Source organism: Pseudarthrobacter sp. 1G09 (genome assembly GCF_050038305.1).
GTDB lineage: Bacteria > Actinomycetota > Actinomycetes > Actinomycetales > Micrococcaceae > Arthrobacter > Arthrobacter equi.
On sequence record NZ_CP188306.1, the window covers coordinates 3949127 to 3971339 of the forward strand.

22 protein-coding genes are annotated in these 22213 nt (G+C 66.4%); 18 read left to right on the forward strand and 4 right to left on the reverse strand.

All coding sequences use genetic code 11. The features are described from left to right. Position 1 precedes the first annotated feature (1 nt). The 8 genes from ACP3TD_RS18290 to ACP3TD_RS18325 all read left to right on the forward strand — a co-directional run bounded on the left by ACP3TD_RS18290 (position 2) and on the right by ACP3TD_RS18325 (position 6658). On the forward strand, positions 2-1198 hold the full coding sequence (locus ACP3TD_RS18290) for a glycerate kinase (protein WP_426764401.1): 1197 nt from the start codon (positions 2-4) through the stop codon (positions 1196-1198). Further along, positions 1191-2534 carry an allantoinase AllB gene (allB, locus tag ACP3TD_RS18295; protein ID WP_056080894.1) on the forward strand — a complete coding sequence of 448 codons (1344 nt, stop codon included), beginning with the start codon at positions 1191-1193 and terminating at the stop codon, positions 2532-2534. Before ACP3TD_RS18290 ends, allB begins: the two co-directional genes overlap by 8 nt. A gap of 105 nt (positions 2535-2639) precedes the next feature. After that, entirely contained in the window at positions 2640-3395 is a 756-nt protein-coding gene (locus ACP3TD_RS18300; protein ID WP_426764402.1) for a winged helix-turn-helix domain-containing protein, read from the forward strand. A 19-nt stretch (positions 3396-3414) separates the two neighbouring features. Further along, positions 3415-3912 carry a thioredoxin-dependent thiol peroxidase gene (gene bcp / locus ACP3TD_RS18305; RefSeq protein ID WP_426764403.1) on the forward strand — a complete coding sequence of 166 codons (498 nt, stop codon included), beginning with the start codon at positions 3415-3417 and terminating at the stop codon, positions 3910-3912. Positions 3913-4169: 257 nt separating this feature from the next. Then, on the forward strand, positions 4170-4472 hold the full coding sequence (locus ACP3TD_RS18310; protein WP_426764404.1) for a hypothetical protein: 303 nt from the start codon (positions 4170-4172) through the stop codon (positions 4470-4472). 126 nt (positions 4473-4598) lie between these two features. After that, positions 4599-5078 (forward strand): thioredoxin-dependent thiol peroxidase, encoded by a 480-nt coding sequence (gene bcp, locus ACP3TD_RS18315; protein ID WP_426764405.1) that lies wholly within the window; start codon positions 4599-4601, stop codon positions 5076-5078. Between the two features lie 200 nt (positions 5079-5278). Beyond that, complete coding sequence (locus tag ACP3TD_RS18320) at positions 5279-5854, forward strand: GNAT family N-acetyltransferase (protein ID WP_426764406.1); 576 nt, start codon at positions 5279-5281, stop codon at positions 5852-5854. Between the two features lie 138 nt (positions 5855-5992). After that, positions 5993-6658, forward strand: coding sequence for a DNA alkylation repair protein (locus tag ACP3TD_RS18325; RefSeq protein ID WP_426764407.1), 666 nt, complete (start codon positions 5993-5995; stop codon positions 6656-6658). 197 nt (positions 6659-6855) lie between these two features. On the opposite strand, the gene ACP3TD_RS18330 is transcribed toward ACP3TD_RS18325, so the two are convergent. Continuing rightward, positions 6856-7233, reverse strand: coding sequence for a hypothetical protein (locus ACP3TD_RS18330; protein ID WP_426764408.1), 378 nt, complete (start codon positions 7231-7233; stop codon positions 6856-6858). A 268-nt stretch (positions 7234-7501) separates the two neighbouring features. Here ACP3TD_RS18330 and ACP3TD_RS18335 point away from each other — a divergent pair, with 268 nt between their 5' ends. From ACP3TD_RS18335 to ACP3TD_RS18350, 4 genes are read left to right on the forward strand one after another with little or no spacing between them, the layout of a single operon-like run. After that, positions 7502-8614, forward strand: coding sequence for a PP2C family protein-serine/threonine phosphatase (locus ACP3TD_RS18335; protein ID WP_426764409.1), 1113 nt, complete (start codon positions 7502-7504; stop codon positions 8612-8614). Then, entirely contained in the window at positions 8611-10587 is a 1977-nt protein-coding gene (locus tag ACP3TD_RS18340; protein ID WP_426764410.1) for a glycosyltransferase family 2 protein, read from the forward strand. Before ACP3TD_RS18335 ends, ACP3TD_RS18340 begins: the two co-directional genes overlap by 4 nt. Then, the gene (locus ACP3TD_RS18345) at positions 10577-10909 is read left to right on the forward strand and encodes an STAS domain-containing protein (RefSeq protein WP_091723395.1); all 333 of its coding nucleotides are present in this window, start codon (positions 10577-10579) and stop codon (positions 10907-10909) included. Before ACP3TD_RS18340 ends, ACP3TD_RS18345 begins: the two co-directional genes overlap by 11 nt. Further along, on the forward strand, positions 10902-11327 hold the full coding sequence (locus ACP3TD_RS18350; RefSeq protein WP_091723396.1) for an ATP-binding protein: 426 nt from the start codon (positions 10902-10904) through the stop codon (positions 11325-11327). The genes ACP3TD_RS18345 and ACP3TD_RS18350 overlap by 8 nt, the downstream gene beginning before the upstream one ends. A gap of 71 nt (positions 11328-11398) precedes the next feature. Here ACP3TD_RS18350 and ACP3TD_RS18355 read toward each other — a convergent pair whose 3' ends face one another. Continuing rightward, positions 11399-12625 (reverse strand): GAF domain-containing sensor histidine kinase, encoded by a 1227-nt coding sequence (locus ACP3TD_RS18355; protein WP_426764411.1) that lies wholly within the window; start codon positions 12623-12625, stop codon positions 11399-11401. 276 nt (positions 12626-12901) lie between these two features. On the opposite strand from ACP3TD_RS18355, the gene uraD reads away from it, so the two are divergent. The 4 genes from uraD (at position 12902) to ACP3TD_RS18375 (ending at position 17172) form a co-directional block, all read left to right on the forward strand. After that, positions 12902-13399: a 2-oxo-4-hydroxy-4-carboxy-5-ureidoimidazoline decarboxylase gene (gene uraD / locus ACP3TD_RS18360; protein ID WP_426767297.1), complete on the forward strand. Its 498-nt coding sequence runs from the start codon at positions 12902-12904 to the stop codon at positions 13397-13399. After that, complete coding sequence (uraH, locus tag ACP3TD_RS18365; RefSeq protein WP_377204254.1) at positions 13396-13734, forward strand: hydroxyisourate hydrolase; 339 nt, start codon at positions 13396-13398, stop codon at positions 13732-13734. The genes uraD and uraH overlap by 4 nt, the downstream gene beginning before the upstream one ends. Positions 13735-13891: 157 nt before the next feature. Then, positions 13892-14701, forward strand: coding sequence for an IclR family transcriptional regulator (locus ACP3TD_RS18370; protein WP_426764412.1), 810 nt, complete (start codon positions 13892-13894; stop codon positions 14699-14701). 500 nt (positions 14702-15201) lie between these two features. After that, positions 15202-17172 (forward strand): BCCT family transporter, encoded by a 1971-nt coding sequence (locus ACP3TD_RS18375; RefSeq protein ID WP_426764413.1) that lies wholly within the window; start codon positions 15202-15204, stop codon positions 17170-17172. A 214-nt stretch (positions 17173-17386) separates the two neighbouring features. On the opposite strand, the gene ACP3TD_RS18380 is transcribed toward ACP3TD_RS18375, so the two are convergent. After that, positions 17387-17662: a hypothetical protein gene (locus ACP3TD_RS18380; protein ID WP_426764414.1), complete on the reverse strand. Its 276-nt coding sequence runs from the start codon at positions 17660-17662 to the stop codon at positions 17387-17389. 280 nt (positions 17663-17942) lie between these two features. Beyond that, positions 17943-18623 (reverse strand): GntR family transcriptional regulator, encoded by a 681-nt coding sequence (locus ACP3TD_RS18385; RefSeq protein WP_426764416.1) that lies wholly within the window; start codon positions 18621-18623, stop codon positions 17943-17945. Positions 18624-18745: 122 nt separating this feature from the next. Between ACP3TD_RS18385 and purU the strand changes: the two genes are divergently transcribed. After that, positions 18746-19666: a formyltetrahydrofolate deformylase gene (gene purU, locus ACP3TD_RS18390; protein WP_426764417.1), complete on the forward strand. Its 921-nt coding sequence runs from the start codon at positions 18746-18748 to the stop codon at positions 19664-19666. 54 nt (positions 19667-19720) lie between these two features. After that, positions 19721-22213, forward strand: a complete 2493-nt coding sequence (locus tag ACP3TD_RS18395) for a GcvT family protein (RefSeq protein ID WP_426764418.1) — start codon at positions 19721-19723, stop codon at positions 22211-22213.

Genomic DNA, 22213 nt, shown 5'->3' on the forward strand with positions numbered 1-22213 from the left:
CATGCGGATCGTGATTGCCCCGGACAAGTTCAAGGGATCCCTGTCCGCCCCGGAGGTGTGCAGGTTCCTCGAAAAGGGGCTGCAGCGCGGTGCGGGCGGCAACCTTGACGTCCTTCGGATTCCGGTGGCCGACGGCGGCGAGGGCACCCTCGACGCCGCCGTCGGCTCCGGCTTCACCCGGCGCAAGGCCACAGTGGCCGGGCCCACCGGGCAGCCGGTGGAAGCCGAGTTCGCCGTCCGGGGCCACGAAGCCGTCATCGAAATGGCCACAGCCTCCGGGCTGGCTCTGGTTCCCCGGGTACAGGACGGCGGCCGGCCCGCCTCGGCGGATGCCACCACGGCCACCAGCCTGGGCACGGGGCAGCTCATCCGTGCCGCGCTGGACGCGGGTTGCCGCCGCATCGTGCTGGGCGTTGGGGGCAGCGCGAATACCGACGGCGGTGCGGGGCTCCTGCAGGGCCTCGGCGCCAGGTTCCTCGACAGCCGCAACAACGAACTTCCCCCGGGCGGTGCGGCGCTGGCCAACCTGCACAGCATCGACTTCACCCACTTTGAACCCCGCCTGGTGGACACCCGCTTCGTGCTGGCATCCGACGTCGACAACCCCCTGCTGGGCGCCCAGGGCGCCGCGGCGGTTTTCGGCCCGCAAAAGGGTGCCACACCACAAGACGTCGGCATGCTCGACGCCGCCCTGGCCAGGTTTGTCGAAGTCCTGGCCAGGGAAATCGGATTCCGCGCCGTCAAGGCCGCCGAGGCTCCCGGAGCCGGAGCAGCCGGCGGCGTGGGCTACGCTGCCATCGCAGCCCTCGCCGCAACGCGGCGGCCGGGAATCGACGTCGTCCTCGAATTCACTGAATTACAGCACAGGCTGGCCGGCGCCGACCTGGTGATCACCGGCGAAGGCAGCCTGGACGAACAGAGCCTGCTCGGCAAGACCCCCATGGGAGTTGCCAGGGCCGCAGCAGCACAGGGCATTCCCGTCATCGCCGTGTGCGGGCGGACCACCCTGGAGCACAGCCAGGCCGCTGCTGCAGGATTCGAAGACGTTTACGCTTTGACCGAACTCGAAACCGATGTAAACAGGTGCATATCAGAGGCTGGCGAGCTTCTGGAGCAGCTGGGCACCCAGATCAGCAAGCGGCTGGCGGCCGGACGGCCTGCCAACGCTGCAAGTACCAAGGAGGACCTCCGTGTCTGAAGAACGTTTTGACCTGGTCATCCGGGGCCAGCGCATCCTCACCACCGCCGGCATCGCACCGCGCGAAGTGGGCGTCCGCGGCGGCAAGATCGTCGCCATCGAGCCGCTGGGCAACGGCCTGGCCGGTACCGAGATCATCGAACTGGCTGACGACGAAACCCTGCTCCCGGGCCTGGTGGACACCCACGTCCACGTCAACGAGCCCGGCCGCACCGAGTGGGAAGGCTTTGCCTCCGCCACCCGCGCGGCAGCAGCCGGCGGCGTCACCACCATCATCGACATGCCGCTGAACTCCGTCCCACCCACCACCACCGTGGCCAACCTCAAGCTCAAGCGCGAGGTGGCCGAGGACCAGGCGTTCATCGACGTCGGGTTCTGGGGCGGCGCGATCCCCGGCAACAAGGCGGACCTGCGCCCGCTGCACGACGACGGCGTGTTCGGCTTCAAGTGCTTCCTCCTCCACTCCGGCGTGGATGAGTTCCCGCACCTGGACGCGGACGAGATGGAAGAGGACATGGCCGAGCTGAAGTCCTTCGACTCGCTCATGATCGTCCATGCCGAGGACTCGCACGCCATCGACCGGGCACCGCATCCCGGCGGCGACCACTACGAAACCTTCCTGGCTTCCCGCCCCCGCGGCGCCGAGAACAAGGCCATCGCCGAGGTCATCGAACGGGCCCGCTGGACCGGTGCCCGTGCGCACATCCTGCACCTCTCGTCGTCGGACGCGCTGCCCATGATCGCCTCGGCAAAGCGCGACGGCGTCAAGCTCACCGTGGAGACATGCCCGCACTACCTGACCCTCATGGCCGAGGAAATCCCTGACGGCGCCACCGCGTACAAGTGCTGCCCGCCCATCCGCGAGGCCTCCAACCGGGAGCTGCTGTGGCAAGGCCTTCAGGACGGCACCATCGACTGCATCGTCTCGGACCACTCGCCCTCCACACTGGACCTCAAGGACCTGGAAAACGGCGACTTTGCCGTGGCCTGGGGAGGAGTCTCGTCGCTGCAGCTGGGCCTTTCCCTGATCTGGAGCGAAGCCCGGCACCGCGGGATCCCGCTGGAGCAAGTGGTGTCCTGGATGGCGGAGAAGCCCGCCAACCTGGCCCGCCTCACCAACAAAGGGCAGCTGGCCCTGGGCTACGACGCCGACTTCGCGGTCTTCGCCCCGGACGAGGCCTTCGTGGTGGACGTATCCAAGCTCAAGCACAAGAACCCCATCACGCCTTATGACGGCAAGACCCTGGCGGGCGTGGTCCGCAAGACCTTCCTGCGCGGCGCCGTGGTGGACGGCCAGACCCCCACGGGCAAGCTGATCCGCCGCGGCGGCGTCTAGGGACGCGCCATGGCAGTGGAAGCACACCATCCACGGGCGGCTTTCCCTTCGGGGATGCCTTCCCGCCCGCGGATGCCCCACAGCCGGCAAATGGCGGAGCCTTCCATGACCCAGCCCCCTCGTCCAGGCCAGCCCCCGCGGGCGGTTCAGCCCAAAGCTGTGGCCCGCGGCCTGGCCGTGTGGGTGGTGCCGGAAGAAGGAACCAGCCCCGAAATCCTGGCCCGGGCCGCCGAACTGGTGCTCGCCCGTGCCCTGCAGACCGCTCCGGAGGCGGAAGTCCACTGGCCTGCCGCCGGAGCCCCCACGTCCGGGGCCTCCGCCGCGGAGGGAGCCACAGACCACTCCTCCCGCACTCCCTCCACGGCGGAGGACCCCGGCGCTTCAGCCGGTGATTCATCGGGTGATCCAACCGGCCATCCAACGGATAAGGCCGGCGGCAGCACTGCCGGGACTGCTGCCCTGACTGCTGCGGCGGAAGCCGGGACGGCAGGCAGCGCGGTCGACGACGCTGCTTACCTGCCGCCGTCGGCCGGGCCCGTCAGCACCGTAGCCGTGGACCTCGCCGCCGATACCGTCCTCCTGGACGGCGTGCCGGTCTCCCTGACCGGCGTCGAATACAAGGTTCTGCGGTTCCTGGTCACCCACCTGTCCCGCACCGTCAGCCGGGAGGAGCTTCAGGAATTCCTGGAGTTCCTGAATTACCCCGGCGCCACCGCCCGGTCCATCGACGTCTATGTGGGCCGGATCCGGCGGAAGCTTGGCAACGCCCGCCACGCCGTGGCAACTGTCCGAGGCGGCGGCTACCAGTTCATCCCCGGCCCGCACGCCACCGTGCGCGGGCCCGCCGAATACTCCATCTGAAACCCCACCGAGGAGCAGCATGACCACCGCGCCCAACAACATCGCGTCCTTCACTGCCCGGCTCCAGCCCGGCAGCCCCGCACCCACTTTCACCCTTGCGGACGCCGCAGGGAACCCCGTATCCCTCGAGTCCTTCCAGGGCCGGAACGTGATCGTGTATTTCTACCCGAAGGCCGCCACCCCCGGCTGCACCACCGAAGCGTGCGACTTCCGCGACAACCTGGCCTCGCTGCAGGGCCGCGGTTACGAGGTCCTCGGCATTTCCCCCGACGCCCCGGAAGCCCTGGCCGGCTTTACCGCAGACCACGCCCTGACGTTCCCGCTGCTTTCGGACCAGGACCACGCCGTGGCCCGGGCGTACGGAGCCTGGGGCGAGAAGCTGGTCAACGGCGAGATCATCGAAGGCGTCCTGCGCTCCACTGTGGTGGTCGGGCCGGACGGCCGCGCCATCCTCGCGCAGTACCAGGTGGACGCCCAGGGCCACGTCGCGGCGCTGCGGGAAGAACTCGGCCTTTAGTCCCAACGCCCGCTCACTAGTGGTGCCCAGCGGGATGGTTGCGCTATCAGTTGGGGCTCCTAGACCCTGGATTGGGGACGCTGTCTGATGGCGCATCCGGTTTGCATACCGGCCGCATGGCACCAGCACAGCAACGGCACAGCTGGGCCCGGGAACGTGGATGGAACAGATCCCCGAGCCTGAAGCAGGACCCATGCGACGTTTCCCCGGTGCCATCCTTTCTCCTCCGCCCTGGCGGTCGCACTTGCCCTGACCGGGTGCGGTATTGGGCCCCGGGAGCTGCATCGGGTGCCGGTGCAGGCGGTGGTGGAGGCCGCGGCGGCAACGAACTGACGGAAAAGTTCCTGGCTTCGGAGGCCTTCCAGTCCGTGTATGACGCTGCCTACGCGGATCTTTACGCGCAGCTGTACGCCAGCGGAACCGCGGCCAGCCTCCTGGACTCAATTGCCGCCGTCGTATCCCTCAGCGACGGGCTCACCGCCGAGGAACTGGCTGGTCAAACGCAGACCCTGCGTACGTTCATCCAGGAACGCACGGACGCGCTTAAGGACCGGGTTTAGGCGACCGCACAGGGGCCACAGGCGGCGGTGGCGGAATACCGGGTGTGACGGCGGAGTTGTTGCTGATAGCGGAAACCCGCTTCACTTGATGTTGGCCATTATTGACCGAATCTCCAAAGGAACGCCATGAGCCAGACCTTGACCACCAAGCTTCAGCCCGGAACTCCGGCTCCCGACTTCACCCTGCGGGATGCCCAGGCCCGGGAAATCTCCCTGGCCGATTACCGTGGCAAAAATGTCATTGTGTACTTCTACCCGAAGGCCGCAACCCCCGGCTGCACCACCGAAGCCTGCGATTTCCGCGACAGCCTGGGCGCGCTGCAGGGCCAGGGGTACGAGGTGGTCGGCATCTCCCCCGACGCCCAGGAAGCCCTTGCCGGCTTCAGCGGCGACTTCTCCCTGACGTTCCCGCTGCTCTCCGACCAGGACCACGCCGTCGCCCTCGCCTACGGCGCCTGGGGCGAGAAGCTGGTCAACGGCGAGATCGTTGAGGGCATCGTCCGATCCACCGTTGTAGTGGACACCGAGGGCAAGGTGGTCCTGGCGCAGTACCAGGTGAAGGCCGACGGCCACGTGGCCCGGCTGAAGGAAGCCCTGGGACTTTAGTCTGCGCTGACGGGTACCGCGTCTACGGCAGACGCTGAGTAGGAACCGATCATCGAAAGAACGCCTCCGCGCCAAAAGTGCGGGGGCGTTCTTCGTTTGCGGGCGGCGATGCGGTTGTTCGGTCCCGATGCGGTTCCAGGAAGCGGAAGCGCGCCCGCGGAACCGTTGCCGCACCCGCCGGCCGGTGACAGGATGGCGGCATGGCGATCGAAATCCGTCCGGCCACCGATTTCGCGGACCTCAAAACCCTGGTTGGCCCCAAGCGGCCCGACGCGAACGTCTGCTGGTGCCTCAGCTACCGCATCCCGTCCAAGCAGAACCAGCAGCTTCACGGAACCGAGCGCGGGGAGTTCGTGGAAAAGCTGGTGCAGGAGGATCCTCCGCCGGGAGTTTTGGCGTACGACGGCGGCGAGCCGGTTGGGTGGGCAGCGGTCCACCCCCGCGCGGACACGGGTTTCGTCACCAACCGGCGGATTCCCCACGTGGACGGCCAGGACGTGTGGTCCATCTGGTGCATCCGGGTCCGGCCCGGGCATCGCGGCAACGGAATCTCCCACGCGCTGCTGGCGGGCGCCGTGGACCTGGCACGTGCCTACGGAGCACCCGCGGTCGAAGGGTATCCGGTGGACAACGCCGGGCAGAAAGTGGACCTCACCATGGCCTACGTGGGCACCAGGAAGCTCTTCGAGGACGCCGGTTTCACGAAGGCAGCGGACACCGGGTCAGTGCTTAATGGCTTTCCGCGGGTGCTGATGCGGCTGGACCTGGCTCAGTAGCGGGCCCCGGCAGGCAGCCTGACAGTGGCCGACGGGCAGGGCCGTGGCCGCGAGCGGCTGTTGCGGGGCGGGCAGCCCGGCAATGGCGAGCCGGCAGCCGTAAGCTGATACTTCACGGCAAAGCATGCGGAGGTAGGGATGTCCCAGGCAGTGGATGAGGTTCTGGCCGAACTGGCGGAGCTCGAAGATCCCAAGTTTCGCGAAGCCAATGAGAAGCGCGGGGACGATCACGGCGTCAACCTGGGCAAGCTCCGGGCCGTGGCCAAGCGGCTGAAAACCCAGCAGGACCTGGCCCGGCAACTCTGGGCCACCGGGGATACGGCAGCGCGGCTCCTGGCGCTGCTGATTTCACGGCCGAAGGACTTCAGCCATGAGGAACTTGATGCCATGCTGCGCGAATCCCGGGCACCGAAAGTCCACGACTGGCTGGTCAACTACGTGGTCAAGAAGAGCCCTCACGCCGAAGCACTCCGCGTGGCCTGGACGGCAGACCCTGACCCCGTGGTGGCCAGTGCAGGCTGGGCCCTCACCACGGAGCGGGTCGCCAAAAAGCCGGACGGGCTTGACCTGCCGGGCCTGCTGGACACCATCGAGGCGGAGATGAAGGCCGCCCCGGACCGCCTGCAGTGGGCCATGAACCACACCCTGGCGCAGATCGGGATCGAGCATCCGGACCAGCGGGCCAGGGCCATCGGCATCGGCGAGCGCCTGGAAGTCCTCAAGGACTACCCCACCCCGCCCAACTGCACGTCACCGTTCGCGCCAACGTGGATCAACGAGATCGTGAGCCGCCGCAGCGCTTAGGCCTGACGCCGGCCGCGGGTGAGGCGTCTACTTCCTTCGCCAGTACTTGCCCCAGTCCACTTCCATGGCCCACAACGCCAGGAGAAGCGCGTCCATGGTCATGAGTCCTGCCAAAAGGTAAGCCCAACCTGCCATCCAACCCACCGCAATCTCCTGACGGTTTCCCCCAGCCAATCGATTGCTCCTCAGTGTGGCATCTAAACCGTCTGGACGGAACGCCCCCGGCCCACAGTCTTAAAGAGTCCTTCCAACCGGTGATGCGCGTCCGTCTCCACCCTCAACCGGTGGGTCAGCTTCTCCACGTGCCGCGACATCTCGTCCCCTACAGGCAGGCGGTCTCCCGGCCAGTTCCAGACGTCCCTGGACTCGGCCAGGGCATCCGCGAGTTCGCGGGCAGCGGCCCGGACTTTTCGGGCATGGACGTGCAGGCACCACAGTGCCCGGGCCTTGGCCGCGCCCACCTCCAGGACTTCCTTGACGATCAGGTCCAGGCCAACACCGGGACCAGCTCCGGCGTCCGGCCCGGCTGCGCCCTTGGCAGGCGCACCCCGGCCCGTATTTTTGGTCTGTTCCATGGCTTCCCCCGCGATCCGCCAGCCAGGCAACTTCCGGCGGGGACCGCCGTCGTGTCCCCTGCTGCCCGGAAGCTGCAGCCTTGCTCCGAGTGTCCCGGGCCATGCTCAACGTCCGGGCAAGCCGGTCCCAAGATTTGCGCAAGATGCCCTTCAGCGCGTCCGCGGCGCCGTCGTCCTGGCTGCATACCGCCGCTGAACAGCGGATTCGCTGGAAACTGTGAAGCGCTGAGACATGCCCCGTCCGCTTTAATACGGTAGAAGTAGAGCTATGGTCTCTCCCCCTGAAGTTCGTCGTGCCGTTGTCATCGAGGATGACCCGGACATCCGCGGGCTCCTGGTCCGCGTGCTGACCAAGCAGGGCTTCGAAGTCACGGAGGCCGGTGCGGGCCTGACCGGAGTTGAGGAAGTCCGGCGCAGCCAGCCGGACCTGGTCACGCTTGACCTGAACCTCCCGGACCTGGACGGCCTGGAAGTCTGCAAACTCCTCCGCGAATTTTCCGATGCGTTCATCGTCATGCTGACCGCCCGCGCGGACGAGTTGGACAAGCTGACGGGCCTGGACAACGGCGCCGATGAATACATCAGCAAGCCGTTCAGCCCGCGTGAACTGCAGTCACGGATCAACGCCCTGTTCCGCCGCCGGCCCTCCCCCGCCGCTGACACGGCATCGCGCAGCGAACTCCAGCGTGCCACCGAAGTCCAGCTGAGCCTCCTGCCCAAGGAGGACATCCGTGTTGAGGGGTACGACGTTGCCGGGGTCTTCCGTCCCTCACGCAGCGTGGGCGGGGACTTCTACGACTGGTACCAGACACCCGAAGGCCTGCACCTGACCTTTGCCGATGCCATGGGCAAGGGCATGGGTGCGGCCCTGATCGCCGCTACGGTCCGGGCCGTCATGCGCTCCACCGGCCGCCGGCAGGACCTGGACGGCGCGTTCGCCTCCGCCAGCAAGGCCATTGCCACGGACCTTGATTCTTCCAACTCCTTTGTCACCCTCTTCCACGCCCGGCTGGACGCGGCGTCGGGCGAGGTCAGCTATGTCGACGCCGGCCACGGGCTCGCGCTGCACGTCGAGTCGGGCGGGGCAGCACACCGCCTTCCTTCGGGAGGGCCGCCGGTGGGGGCCTGGTCCGGGTCCGAGTGGCCGCAGTCCGGCCTCGCCCTGGCACCCGGCGACTGCCTGGTGGTGGTCAGTGACGGCGTGCTGGATGTCTTCGAATCCGTGGAGGACTTCACGGAGGCGGTCCGACGGGCCACCCAGGCCGAGGATTCCGCGCAGGCGGCCAGCAGCGCCATCCTGTCCCTCGCCCCGGCCGAGACCGCTGAGGACGATGTGACGGTGGTTGTGGTCCGCAGGCTCCCGCAGAATGTGGCGGCATGACCCGGTTCTGGACCCGCGTGGTGGTGGTTCTGACCGTTATCACCGGCGTGAACTACATCGCCTGGCGGTGGATGGCCTCCCTGAACTGGGAAGCCTGGTGGATCGCCCTGCCGCTGGTCATCGCCGAAACCTACAGCCTCATCGACGTGATGCTGTTCGGCATGACGGTGTGGAACCTGAAGATCCGCGAGGGCGCCCCGGAACCGCCGGCCGATGCCACGGTGGACGTCTTCATCACCACGTATAACGAGGACCTGGACATGGTGCTCACCACGGCGCTGGCGGCCCAGCGGATACGGCATCCGCACGGCACCTGGATCCTTGACGACGGCGCCCGCCCCGAGATGAAGGCACTCGCCGAACAGCACGGGCTGGGTTACGTGACCCGCAGCGAGGACTGGACCAAGGACCTGCCCCGCCACGCCAAGGCAGGGAACCTGAACAATGCGCTGATGCAGACCGACGGCGAGTTCCTGCTGATCCTGGATGCGGACCAGATCCCCGAGCCGGACATCCTGGAAAAGACGCTGGGCTACTTCAACAACAGCAAGGTGGCGCTGGTCCAGACCCCGCAGTACTTCAGCAACGTCCCGGCCGACGACCCCCTGGGCAGCCAGGCCCCACTGTTCTACGGCCCCATCCAGCAGGGCAAGGACGGCTGGAACGCTGCCTTCTTCTGCGGTTCCAACGCCATCCTGCGCCGCGAAGCGCTGATGCAGCTGGGCCTGGTGGGGTACGTGAAGGAAACCGAGAAGAGCATCCGCCGCGCGCTGGCCGCCTCCCGGCAGGCCATCCGGCAGGCCCGCAAGTCCACGGACATGGACTCGCTGGTGGTGCAGGTGCTGGACGAGGTGGAAGCCGCCACCGTTGAAGCGCAGCAGGAACTGGACTCCGGCATGGCGCTCAGCGAAATCACCTACCGGGTGCGCCGCCGCGTGGACACCGCCGTGCAGACCCTGGTGCAGGCAGACGTCGAGGCCCTGCAGTCGGACCTCGAGGAAATCGCGGCCATGGAACTCGCCCACGTTGGCGAGGCCGGCGTTCCGGTGGTGGCCGACGACGCCGTGCAGCGCATGTCCGCCCGCGACTGGTCCCCGTTGGGCGCACTCGAATCGGTCCAGGCCGTTCTGGACGCGCTCTCGGTGGAACGCAACGACGAAGCCCAGCCGATCATGCCGCTGGCCACCATCTCTGTCACCGAGGACATGGCCACCGCCATGCGCATGCACGCCATGGGCTGGCAGAGCGTCTACCACCACGAGATCCTGGCCTACGGCCTGGCGCCGGAGGACCTGAAGACCATGCTCACCCAGCGGCTCCGCTGGGCCCAGGGCACCATCCAGGTGCTGCTCCGGGAGAACCCGCTGGTGCAGAAGGGCCTGAAGATCGGCCAGCGGCTGATGTACTTCGCCACCATGTGGACCTACCTGAGCGGCTTCGCGGCGGTCATCTACTTCGCCGCCCCCATCATCTACCTGCTGCTGGGCATCCTGCCCGTCACCAGCCTCAGCTGGGACTTCTTCATCCGGTTCATTCCGTTCATGGTGGTCAACCAACTGCTGTTCGCGGTGGCCGGCCGCGGCATTCCCACGTGGCGCGGCCAGCAGTACAGCCTCGCCCTGTTCCCCACCTGGATCAAGGCGTGTACGACGGCGGCCCGCAACGTCTGGTTCGGCCGTCCCCTGGGGTTCGCGGTGACGCCCAAGGCGCGCCAAAGCGGCGGACCCAGCTGGAGCCTGATCCAGCCCCAGATCGTGGTGTCCATCCTGCTGGCCGTGGCCGCCGTCGTCGGAATTGTCCGCCTGGCCACGGGCCTCGCAGAACCGCTGGGCACCCTGGTGAACGTCGCCTGGGTGATCTTCGACCTGGTGGTCATGTCCATCCTGGTCCGCGCCGTACTCTACAAGGGCTTTGAACCGCCCGCAGAATCCGCAGAACCAACACAATCCGAGAGGAATCCCGATGGAGTTTAGCTATGAGGTCAAGGACTCATATGCCGAGGTCAAGGCGGACGGGCGGCTGAACATGGTGTCCGCGCCCAAGCTCCGCGAGTTCGTCACGGACGTGATCGCCGGCGGGTCCAACCGGATCGTGGTCAACCTGGAGAACACCGCCTTCATGGATTCGTCCGGGCTGGGCGCCCTCATTGGCTGCCTGAAGGCTGCCCGGCAGGCCGGCGGGGACCTGCGGATCGCGGCAGTCCAGCCGCAGGTGAAGATGGTCCTGCAGCTCACCAGCATGGACAAGGTCCTCACGGCCTACCCGTCAGTCGAAGAGGCGTTCGGCAATGACTGAAGTGCTCGCCTCGCGCAGCTTCCGCGGGCTCGCCACCGAGGACGCCATCAACGATGTCCACAACGACATGGACAGCCTGTGGCTCGATGTGCCGTTCGTGAATGACATGGACCAGATGACGTTCACCACGGCGGTGATCGAGTCAGCGTCCAACATCGTCCAGCACGCCGAACCGGCGGGTGCAGATCCGGTGGAACTGGGCGTGGACATCACCGTGGAGCCGCTGCTGCTCCAGGCCCGCGTGAGCGCCTACAACGCCAAGCCGCCCTTCGGCCCCATGGAACCGGCAACGCCAGGCGAGGATGCCGAGTCCGGCCGCGGGCTTGCCCTGATCCAGGCCCTGGTGACCACCGTGACGTTCGAACGGCAGGACGGCACCAGCACCTGGGTCCTGTCCCGCACGTCTTCCCAGGATTGACTGCTGTCCGACGGTTGGGCCTGCCGAAACCCGGTTCCGGCAAGCCCAGCCGCCGGCACTAAGCCCGCACGCTACTGCGTCGCGGGGAACAGCACTGAAACGGTGGTTCCACCGCCTGGAGTTTCACTGATGCTCAGTTCGCCTCCGTGTGACTGGGCAATCCGCTGGCAGGTGGCCAGGCCCAGGCCCGTTCCCGGACCGTCGCCGGGCCGGTGAAGCCGGACCAGCGGTTCCACCGCCCGTCCCCGGTCCGCCGGCCCGATGCCTTTGCCGTTGTCCGCCACATGGACGGTGACGCCGCCAGGGCAGGTGGTGGCGGTGATGGCGACTTCCAGCCCACGCCCGGGTTCCCGGTAGTTCAGCGAGTTGGCCAGCAGGTTTTGGATCAGGGTGCGCAGCTGCAGGCGGTCGGCGGTGAGTTCCGCGTCCTCGCACAGGAAACCGCTGCCCAGCCCCAGGTCCACTCCGAGGTCCTGGGCAGCTTCCGCCGTGACGGCCAGCAGGGACACCCGTTCCAGATGCAGCTCCCCATCCGCGCGGGCGTAGTTGAGCACGTCTTCGAGGGTTCCCAACATGCGCCGGCCGCCCGTTCCGATTAGTCCCAGATATTCGGCTGCCGGGTGGTCCGGGGCCATGCCGGGATCGTCCTCGGCCAGCTCAACGTAGCCCAGGATGGTGGTCAGCGGAGCGCGAAGGTCATGGCTCACGCGGCCGGCGAACTCAGACAGCATGGCGTTGCTGCGGCGCAACTCCACCAGGGCATGGTCGAGCTGGAGCGTCCGGTGCTGGAGTTCGAGGAGTTCCACCACCTGCTGGGCCAGCACCTCCACCAGGTCTATCTGCTCCGGCGTGGGGAGCTCTGCCTGGTCCGAAAAGACGCACAGCGAGCCCAGCACCAGGCCCTTGGACGTCCGCAGCGGGACGGAGGCGTAGAAGCGGACATCCGCAATTTCCCCCGTGACGAACGGGTTGGCGGCAAAGCGCGGGTCCAGGGAAGCGTCCCGCACCACAGTGGTCCCGGGATCCAGGAACACGGAGGCGCACATGGAGTCCTCGCGCGAGCAGATGCCCGCCGAGGTCCCGGACGCCGCAATCTGCAGCTGCTGCTCCGAGGTGATGATGTTGACCACGCCGTACGGCACCCCGCACAGTGATGCCGCCACGCGGACCAGGTTGTCGAGGGCGCCCTGCGCCTGGCGGTCAAGATGTATGGGGACAGTCCCCTTGTGGGCCGGCAGTAATCCGTATTCCTGCAGGCCAAGATCGCGTCCGGCGTCCTGATCGGTCAGCGTCTGCATAGCGTCCCGTCCATATTCTGTTGACTCCCCAGTCTGTGTCAGCAGGCCTTTGAAAGGCCTTTCCGTGATGATACCGGGTAGGCCGCGGTGGTGTTGTAGTCTCTTGACACCACACCCTTCCTGCCTTTAGATATTACGTATGCTGAAATAACAGTTCCATGATGCGGAACCTTGGTGGGCTTGCCCAGGCAAGTCCGACACGAAGGCGCCGGGCAATCCGGCCTCCGCATAGCCGTCACCATGGATGCCAGCATCGCTACCGAGGAACCAGCCAGCATGAAGCTTGCCGAATTCAACAGCGCGGACCCCTCCTCCGCCGCAGACACCCTCAAGCCCTGCATCGATGTCACCCGTTGGGTGGATGCCGTCACCGCAGCCCGGCCTTTCCACACCAGGGAAGCCCTTTTGGCGTTCGCGTCCGGGGCCGCCAACCCCTTCACCCCCGCCGAGGTGGAGTCCGCCATGGCCCACCACCCCAGGATTGGGGAACGGCCGACGGCGGGCACCGCCGAGGCGTCCATGTCCCGCTCGGAGCAGGCCGGGGTGGATCCCGCGGACGCCGCGGCAGCAGAGGCGCTTGCCCGCGGCAACCGGGAGTACGAGGAAAAGTTCGGCCGGGTGTTCCTTATCCGCGCCGCCGGCCGTACCGCGCCGGAAATCCTTGCGGCACTCAACACCCGGCTCGCCAACACCCCCGCAGATGAAGACACCATCGTGGCCCAGCAGCTGCGCGAAATCGCCGTACTCCGGCTCGAAGGACTGATCACCGAATGAGCGTCTCCCACGTCACCACCCACATCCTCGACACCGGCGCCGGGCGCCCGGCGGCGGGCGTCGCCGTCGTCCTCTCAAAGAACGACGCCGGCACCTGGCGTGAGCTCGCCGCCTCCACTACCGATGCGGACGGCCGTGCGAAGGACCTCGGCCCCGAGCAGCTGGAACCGGGCCACTACAAGCTGAACTTTGCCACCGGCACGTATTACGCCGGCCTGCAGACCGCCACTTTCTTCCCCGAAGTGGACCTGGTTTTCGAAGTATCGGGGCCCGAGCACTACCACGTCCCGCTGCTGCTGAGCCCGTTCGCCTACTCCACGTACCGGGGCAGCTAGCACCCGCCCTGATGCACCCCCGGCCCACGCCGCAGGCCGGGCTTCCGGTCACCGAGTCGTGCCCGTCACAGATCCCGGCATAGGATCGAATGGAGTAATCGACCAGCGCTTGCGGCCCGCCGGCACGCAAGCGGCAGCGACGACGTGGGAGCGCCTGATGGCTTCGAACAACCACCCCGAACCCGACGCGGACGCCGAAAGCGGTCCGTCCGGCGGGGTGCAGTCCGTGGAGCGCGCCCTCGCGGTCCTGGAAATTCTGGCACGTGAAGGCCAGGCCGGAGTCAGTGAAATTGCCGAGGAAATGGGCATCCACAAGTCCACGGTGTCCCGGCTGATGGGATCCCTGGTCAGCCGGGACATGGTCCAGCAGAACAGCGACCGCGGAAAGTACCAGCTGGGATTCGGCATCCTTCGCCTCGCCAGCGTCATCCCTGGCCGGCTCAGCCTGGTCCACGAGGCGCGGCCAGTCCTGGAGGGCCTCGCCGCCGAGTTCAAGGAGACCGTCAACCTCGCCGTACTGCGCTCCAACTACGCGGTCAACGTGGACCAGGCCATGGGGCCCTCCACGCTGGCCACCTACGACTGGGTGGGGAGCCTGACCCCGCTGCACGCCACATCCAGCGGAAAGATCCTCCTGGCCGCACTGGCTACCGAGGAACGCGACAGGATCCTGAAGGAGACCGGCCTTCCGGCCCGCACGTCACGCACCATCACCAACAAACAAGAACTGGACCGCCAGCTGCTGGAAGCCGGCAGCAAGGGTTATGCGGTGGTCCGCGAAGAGTTCGAGATCGGCCTGAACGCCATAGCGGTGCCGGTGCTCAACCACCAGGGCAACGTGGTGGGCTCCATCAGCATTTCCGGCCCGGCCTTCCGCTTCGACCCGGAAAAGATTCCGGGCCTGGTGGAGGCACTCCGCGAGGCAGGCCTCCAGATCAGCGCCAACATGGGCTACTCAAGGCGTTAGGAACCATCAAGAATGGCCCCGACCCGTATGGGTCGGGGCCATTCTTGTGTCCATTTAGTGCCATGCTGGCCTCCCCCTGCGCAACCGTCACTGCAGTGTGCAACAAACGGATTTCGGTTTCCTCACTGTCAAGCGGCCGGGTCTTGTTCCACGGGCAAGATGAAATACCTTGACTTTAAATGTGGCGTAGCGCACTCTGTTGCCTAACGCGAATACTGTTGACCCTTGCGAAACACTCCCCAGGTGCTTTACCCGTCCGCCATCCCGGTCCGTCGGAATCTTCCAGCCGCCGCGACCCATACCAGAGGTAACTCCACGCACCACGCCTGCCGGCGCCGGGAAGAGACTGCCGGCAAGCACCTGCCTTAAAACAGCTACGCACCATCTACGGCGACATCATGGCCTTCAACTCCGGCGAAGTCCCCCAAGCTTCGATCCGGCGGATGCGCCAGGCACTGCCATTGCGCATGTCCATGACCGCCGAGCAAAGGATCCAGCTCATGGCTATCAATAGTGAAATAACCACCCCTAAACCAGGGCGTCCCGAGGACGACCAGGACAGCATCCCCGCGGAGGCAGCCGCCGCCCCGGGCGGCAGCACACCGGACAGCGCAGCCCTTCCCGCGGAGGACGCACTCACGGAACCCCTCCCGGACACCGAAGAGTACGACCAGATCCTCGAGGAACTGCGCCAGACCAAGACCGAACATGCGGTGTCCCAGCGCCGCAACCGCAAGCTCACCCTGGACAAGGCAACTTTCGGAATCACGGGCGCCATCGCCGTCGCCTTCGTGCTCTGGGGTTTCTTCGGCAAGGACAGCCTGGCCGCGACCTCCAAGGACGCCCTTGACTGGGTCATGGAGTACACGGGCTGGCTCTTCATGGTCCTCGCCTCCCTGTTTGTCGTCTTCGTCCTGTGGCTGGCCATGGGGAAGTTCGGCAACATCCCCCTCGGCAAGGACGGCGAAAAGCCCGAATTCCGCACGGTGTCCTGGATCGCCATGATGTTCGCAGCCGGCATGGGCATCGGCCTGATGTTCTACGGCGTCGCAGAGCCGCTCTACCACTTCATCTCGCCGCCACCCGGAACGGTTGACGGCCGCACACCCGCCGCCATCCAAACCGCCATGGCCACGTCGATCTTCCACTGGACCCTGCACCCCTGGGCCATGTACGCCGTGGTGGGCATTGCGATGGCCTACGGGACCTACCGTCTGGGCCGCAAGCAGCTGATCTCCGCGGCCTTCACGTCACTGTTCGGTATCCGGACGGTTGAGGGACCGGTGGGCAAGTTCATCAACATCCTTGCCATCTTCGCCACGCTCTTCGGCACCGCCGCATCGCTGGGCCTCGGTGCCCTGCAGATCGGCAGCGGCCTCACCTCCAACGGCTGGGTGGGCGAAGTGGGCACTCCGGCACTCGTGGCCATCGTGGCCATCCTGACGGCATGCTTCGTGGCGTCCGCAGTCTCCGGCATCAGCCGCGGCATCCAATGGCTGTCCAACATCAACATGGTCCTGGCCGTGGTCCTGGCGGTCATCGTATTTGTGGCCGGTCCCAGCCTGTTCATCCTGAACCTCATCCCCTCCGCCGTCGGCGACTACGCCCGCGACCTCGCGGAAATGTCCTCACGCACCGAGGCCGTGGGGGATGAAGCCCTGCGCACCTGGATGTCCAGCTGGACCATCTTCTACTGGGCATGGTGGATCTCCTGGACGCCCTTCGTTGGCATGTTCATCGCCCGCATCAGCCGCGGCCGCACCATCCGCCAGTTCGTCACCGGCGTGCTGCTGGTACCCAGCGTTGTCAGCGTGATCTGGTTCGGCATCTTCGGCGGTGCCGCGTTCAACATCCAGCAGGAGGCCGACAAGGCCGGCCAGCCGGGCCTGATGACCGTCACCGACGGTGTGGCTTCCATCGACTTTGACGGGGCACTGTTCAACCTCGTGAAGAACCTGCCGATGCCGGGCTGGCTGACAGCCGCGGTGATCGTCCTGGCGATGGTCCTGGTCGCCATCTTCTTCATCACGGGCGCGGATTCAGCCTCCCTGATCATGTCCTCCCTCAGTTCCAACGGAGCCTCGGATCCCAAGCGCGGACTCGTGATCTTCTGGGGCGCCCTCACCGGCGCCGTGGCCGCGGTAATGCTGCTGGCCGGCGGCGATGAACCGTCCGAAGCGCTGTCAGGCCTGCAAAGGATCACCATTGTGGCGGCGCTGCCGTTCGTCGTGGTGATGCTGCTGCTGTGCTTCGCCCTCGCCAAGGACCTGCGGCGGGACCCGCTGTCGCTGCGCCGCCGCCTGGCGACGTCCGTCGTCGAACGCGCCATCCGCACCGGCGTCGAACAACACGGCGGCGTCCAGTTCGACCTGGTGACCCGGCACGAACACAGCGAGAAGTGCGCGGAAGGGGAATCCTGCCCCGGCACGGGTTCCAGCGCTGTTTCCAGCACCGAGGCCAGCAAGAACTAGTCAAACCACGCCATAAAAAAGGTCCGGCCCTGGTGGATTTCCACCGGGGCCGGACCTGTTTTAGTTCGCCCGCACTTTCAGGCCGGGACCAGGCTTTCCTCCCGTTCCCCTGCGCCGTCGCGCTCCACGGTGACGCGCCCGACGGCGGCAAGCACCTCGGAGGATTACCCGGGGCTCCAAACGGCTTCGCCGCCAAGGCAGCTTCAGTGCCGGCCTAAACCCAGATCTGGTAGCCGGTGCCCTTATCGAAAAGGCGGCGGGTATCGGCGCCGGCGCCGGCGAGCCACAGGACCGAGTCGTCGTCCGCGGCCTGATCAACCACACCCGTCGCCACGTGCTCCCCACGCAACCACACCTCCACGGTGTGTCCGGGAAGGCGGGCCCAGTCGGCCCGGACTCCCTGGACCGGCACGCTCTTTCCGCGGCCGTTCAGCCTTGCCTCGAGGGTGCTGCTTCCGGCATCTGCGACGGCGTGCACGCTGGGGTTCATCTCTTCCTCCGGATAGTCTGGTCAACCCTTCAGGGTTCGCATTGATATTTTTTTGATATATCAATGGTGATGAAAGTATGACCCGGGTCACACCGGGCGTCAACACCGTTCCGGAATGCCTGCGACATCGGCAGGAAATGCGCCCCGCCGCGCGCAAAACTGAGCGGCAGCGCGACGGCGGGGCGGGCTGCCGGGGGCCGTGCCCTAACAGGGCCTGACGGTCGGCGTAATTGCAGGGCACCCGCTGACGGGAGTCCTGCGGACCGCCCCAAGGAGGCACTCAGGCGCTGAACAGTGCCTCACGAACGGCGCGCTCGAACCCGCTGACGTGCACGCGCGCCAGATCGGCCGCACTGTCCTCATCGCCGTCGATGACCGCCCGCAGCAGGTTCAGGTGCTCATGCACATGGACCGAGAGGTCCGGCAGGCGGTCCACCACCATGCACCAGATCCTCGTTGCCAGGTTGTCGTAGCGGATCAGGATGTCTTCGAGGTGCGGGTTGGCGGCTGCCGCATAGATGCTGTGGTGGACCCGGGAATCCAACTGGAGGGTTTCCACCACAGATGCCGCACTGACATCGAAGGCCTCAACCTCGGCCAAAATGTCCTTGAGGTTCGCCCGGACGGCCGGGGTGGCAACACGCGCTGCGCGCGAAGCCGCCAAGGGCTCCAGTTGGGCGCGGATCTCAGAGATGAACGAAAGATCGGTCACGTCCACCCGCGTGGCGAAGGTGCCGCGCCGGGGGTAGGTCACCACCAGCCTGTCCAGCTCCAGCCGCTTGAGCGCCTCGCGAACGGGGGTGCGTCCCACGCCCAGTGATTTGGACAGCGCATCGTCGTTGAGCAGGTCGCCGGGCTTGATGTCCAGCATCAGCAGCCTGTCGCGAATGCTTTCGTAGGCTACGTCCGCGAGCGATTTCCTGGCGGCATCTTCCGCGGGCGCCAAAGTTTCAATTGCCATCGCAGGACCTCTCCCCTTGAGCCGAAAAAACCTATTGACCTCACCCACCGACCAGTATACGCTGATCTCCAACCTAATATATCAGTACGCAACACAGGAATATATCTATAGAAGGAGGAGACATGACCCTGGTGGAAACAGCCTCATCGACGGCCCTCGGCGGGACCACGCTTACCGAAACGGTTGAGCAGCCGACGGATCAGAAGTTTGTCCTGACCCTGTCCTGCGGCGAGCGCGCGGGCATCGTCCAGGCCGTGACAACCTTCCTGTTCGACCGCGGCTTCAACATTGACGAGCACCAGCAGTTCGATGACAGCCTCCGCGAAACGCTGCACCTGCGTACCGCGTTCTCCGGTTCGCCGGCCTACACCCGGGACACGCTCGAAGAAGAGTTCCGTCCCATCGCAGACCGGTTCGACATGAAGTTCAGCTTCAACGACCAGACCCAGCAGCGCGTGCTGGTGATGGTGTCCAAGTTCGGGCACTGCCTTAACGACCTCATCTTCCGCTGGCGCGGCGGTACCTTGGGCGGTGACCTCGTGGCAGTCGTGTCCAACCACGAAACCCACCGCGCGATGGCCGAGGCCGCCGGCCTGCCGTTCATCCACATTCCCGTCACCGCGGACACCAAGGCGGACGCCGAGCAGCGCCTGCTGGACCTGGTGGAGGAATACGACGTGGACCTGGTGGTCCTGGCCCGCTACATGCAGGTCCTGTCCAACGATCTGTGCCGTGCCCTCGAAGGCCGCGCCATCAATATCCATCACTCCTTCCTGCCCGGCTTCAAGGGTGCCAAGCCCTACCACCAGGCCCACGCCCGCGGCGTCAAGCTCATCGGCGCCACCGCGCACTACGTCACCGCCGACCTGGACGAGGGTCCCATCATCGAACAGGAAGTCATCCGGGTTGACCACAGCTTCGGACCGGGCACCCTGTCCACCGTGGGCCAGGACGCCGAAGCCCTCGCCCTGTCCCGCGCCGTGCGGTGGCACTGCCAGCACCGCGTCCTGCTGGACCAGACCAGCACCGTGGTGTTCCGCTAGCCGGCGCCGCACCCAGCACACAGCACATCAATGACTTTTCAGCAGGAGAACCACATGGAATCGACGCCACGCATTGTCATCATCGGAGCTGGCATTGTCGGCACGAACCTGGCGGATGAACTGGTCACCAGGGGTTGGAACAACATCACCGTCCTGGACCAGGGCCCGCTCAGCATGCCGGGCGGCTCAACGTCCCACGCCCCCGGCCTGGTCTTCCAGACCAACCCCTCCAAGTCCATGGCGCTGTTTGCCAAGTACACCGTGGAAAAGCTCCTCTCGCTGACCGAGGACGGCGTCAGCTGCTTCAACCAGGTGGGCGGCCTGGAAGTTGCCACCAACGAAACCCGCCTGGCCGACCTCAAGCGCAAGCTCGGGTATGCACAGGCATGGGGCATCGAGGGTTCCATCCTCTCCCCGGCCGAGTGCAAGGAGCTCTACCCGCTCATCAACGATGAGGACATCCTCGGCGGCCTCCACGTTCCGAGCGACGGACTCGCCAGCGCTGCCCGCGCCGTGCAGTTGCTGATCAAGCGCACCGAAGCCGCCGGCGTGAAATACCAGGGCAACACCACCGTCACGGGGATCGAACAGACCGGCCGCCGCGTCACCGGCGTGCAGACGCCCGACGGCGTGATCCCGGCTGACATCGTGGTCTCCTGCGGCGGATTCTGGGGTGCCAAGATCGGCGAACTGATCGGCATGTCCGTGCCGCTGCTGCCCCTGGCGCACCAGTACGTCAAGACCACTCCGGTCCCGGCACTGCAGGGCAAGAATGAGCTGCCCAACGGCGCACAGCTCCCCATCCTCCGCCACCAGGACCAGGACCTCTACTACCGCGAGCACGGCGACCGGTACGGCATCGGCTCCTACGCCCACAAGCCCATGCCCGTGGACCTGGACGAACTCGGCAGCTTCAAGCCGGACGAGATCAGCGAGCACAACATGCCCTCCCGCCTGGACTTCACCCTGGAGGACTTCCTCCCGGCGTGGGAGGCCACCAAGCAGATCCTGCCCGCCCTGCGCGAAAGCGAAATCGAGGACGGCTTCAACGGCATCTTCTCCTTCACCCCTGACGGCGGCTCCCTGGTGGGCGAGTCCAAGGAACTGGACGGCTTCTTCGTGGCCGAAGCCGTGTGGGTGACCCACTCCGCCGGCATCGCCCGCGCCGTGGCGGAACTGCTGACCACCGGCAAGTCCTCCATCGACCTGGGCGACTGCGACATCCACCGCTTCGAGGAAGTACAGCTGACCCCCGAGTACGTCAGCGAAACCTCGCAGCAGAACTTCGTGGAAATCTACGACGTCCTGCACCCGCTCCAGCCCAAGCTGTCCCCGCGCAACCTGCGCGTCAGCCCCTTCCACGCCCGGCACAAGCAATTGGGCGGCTACTTCCTGGAAGGCGGCGGCTGGGAACGCCCCTACTGGTTCGAGGCCAACGCCGAACTGCTCAAGGAGATGCCGGCAGGCTGGCAGCCGCCGGCACGCGATGCCTGGTCCGGCATGTTCAGCTCCCCCATCGCCGCAGCCGAGGCCTGGAAGACGCGTACCGCCGTCGCGATGTACGACATGACGCCGCTGAAGCGCCTCGAGGTCTCCGGCCCGGGCGCCCTGAAGCTGCTGCAGGAACTGACCACCGCGGAAATGAACAAGAAGCCCGGAGCCGTCACCTACACGCTCCTGCTGGACGAGCAGGGCGGCGTCCGAAGCGACATCACCGTGGCGCGCCTGAGCGAGGACACGTTCCAGCTGGGCGCCAACGGCAATATCGACACCGCCTACTTCGACCGGGCCGCACGGCACCAGACCGAAAGCGGCACCGCCAGCGACTGGGTCCAGGTGCGCGACACCACCGGCGGCACCTGCTGCATCGGCCTCTGGGGCCCCCTCGCCCGTGAGGTGGTCGGCGCGGTCAGCAAGGACGACTTCACCAACGACGGCCTGAAGTACTTCCGGTCCAAGCAGGTTGTCATCGGCGGCGTCCCGGTCACCGCCATGCGGCTGTCCTACGTCGGCGAGCTCGGCTGGGAGCTCTACACCAGCGCAGACAACGGCCAGCGCCTCTGGGATGCGCTGTGGAAGGCCGGCCAGCCCTTCGGCATCATCGCCGCAGGCCGCGCTGCCTTCAGCTCGCTCCGCCTGGAGAAGGGCTACCGCTCCTGGGGCACGGACATGACCACCGAGCACGATCCGTTCGAGGCGGGCCTGGGCTTCGCCGTCAAGATGGCCAAGGAGAACTTCGTCGGCAAGGCCGCCCTGGAAGGACGGACGGAGGAGACGTCGGCGCGGCGCCTGCGCTGCCTGACGGTCGACGACGGCCGCAGCATTGTGCTGGGCAAGGAACCGGTGTTCTACAAGGACCAGGCGGTGGGTTACGTCACCAGCGCGGCCTACGGATACACGGTGGCCAAGCCCATTGCGTACGCTTACCTTCCCGCCGAGGTATCGGTGGGTGACTCGGTGGAAATCGAGTACTTCGCCCGCCGCATCATTGCCACGGTGACGCAGGATCCGCTGTACGATCCCACGATGTCCCGGCTGCGCGGCTGA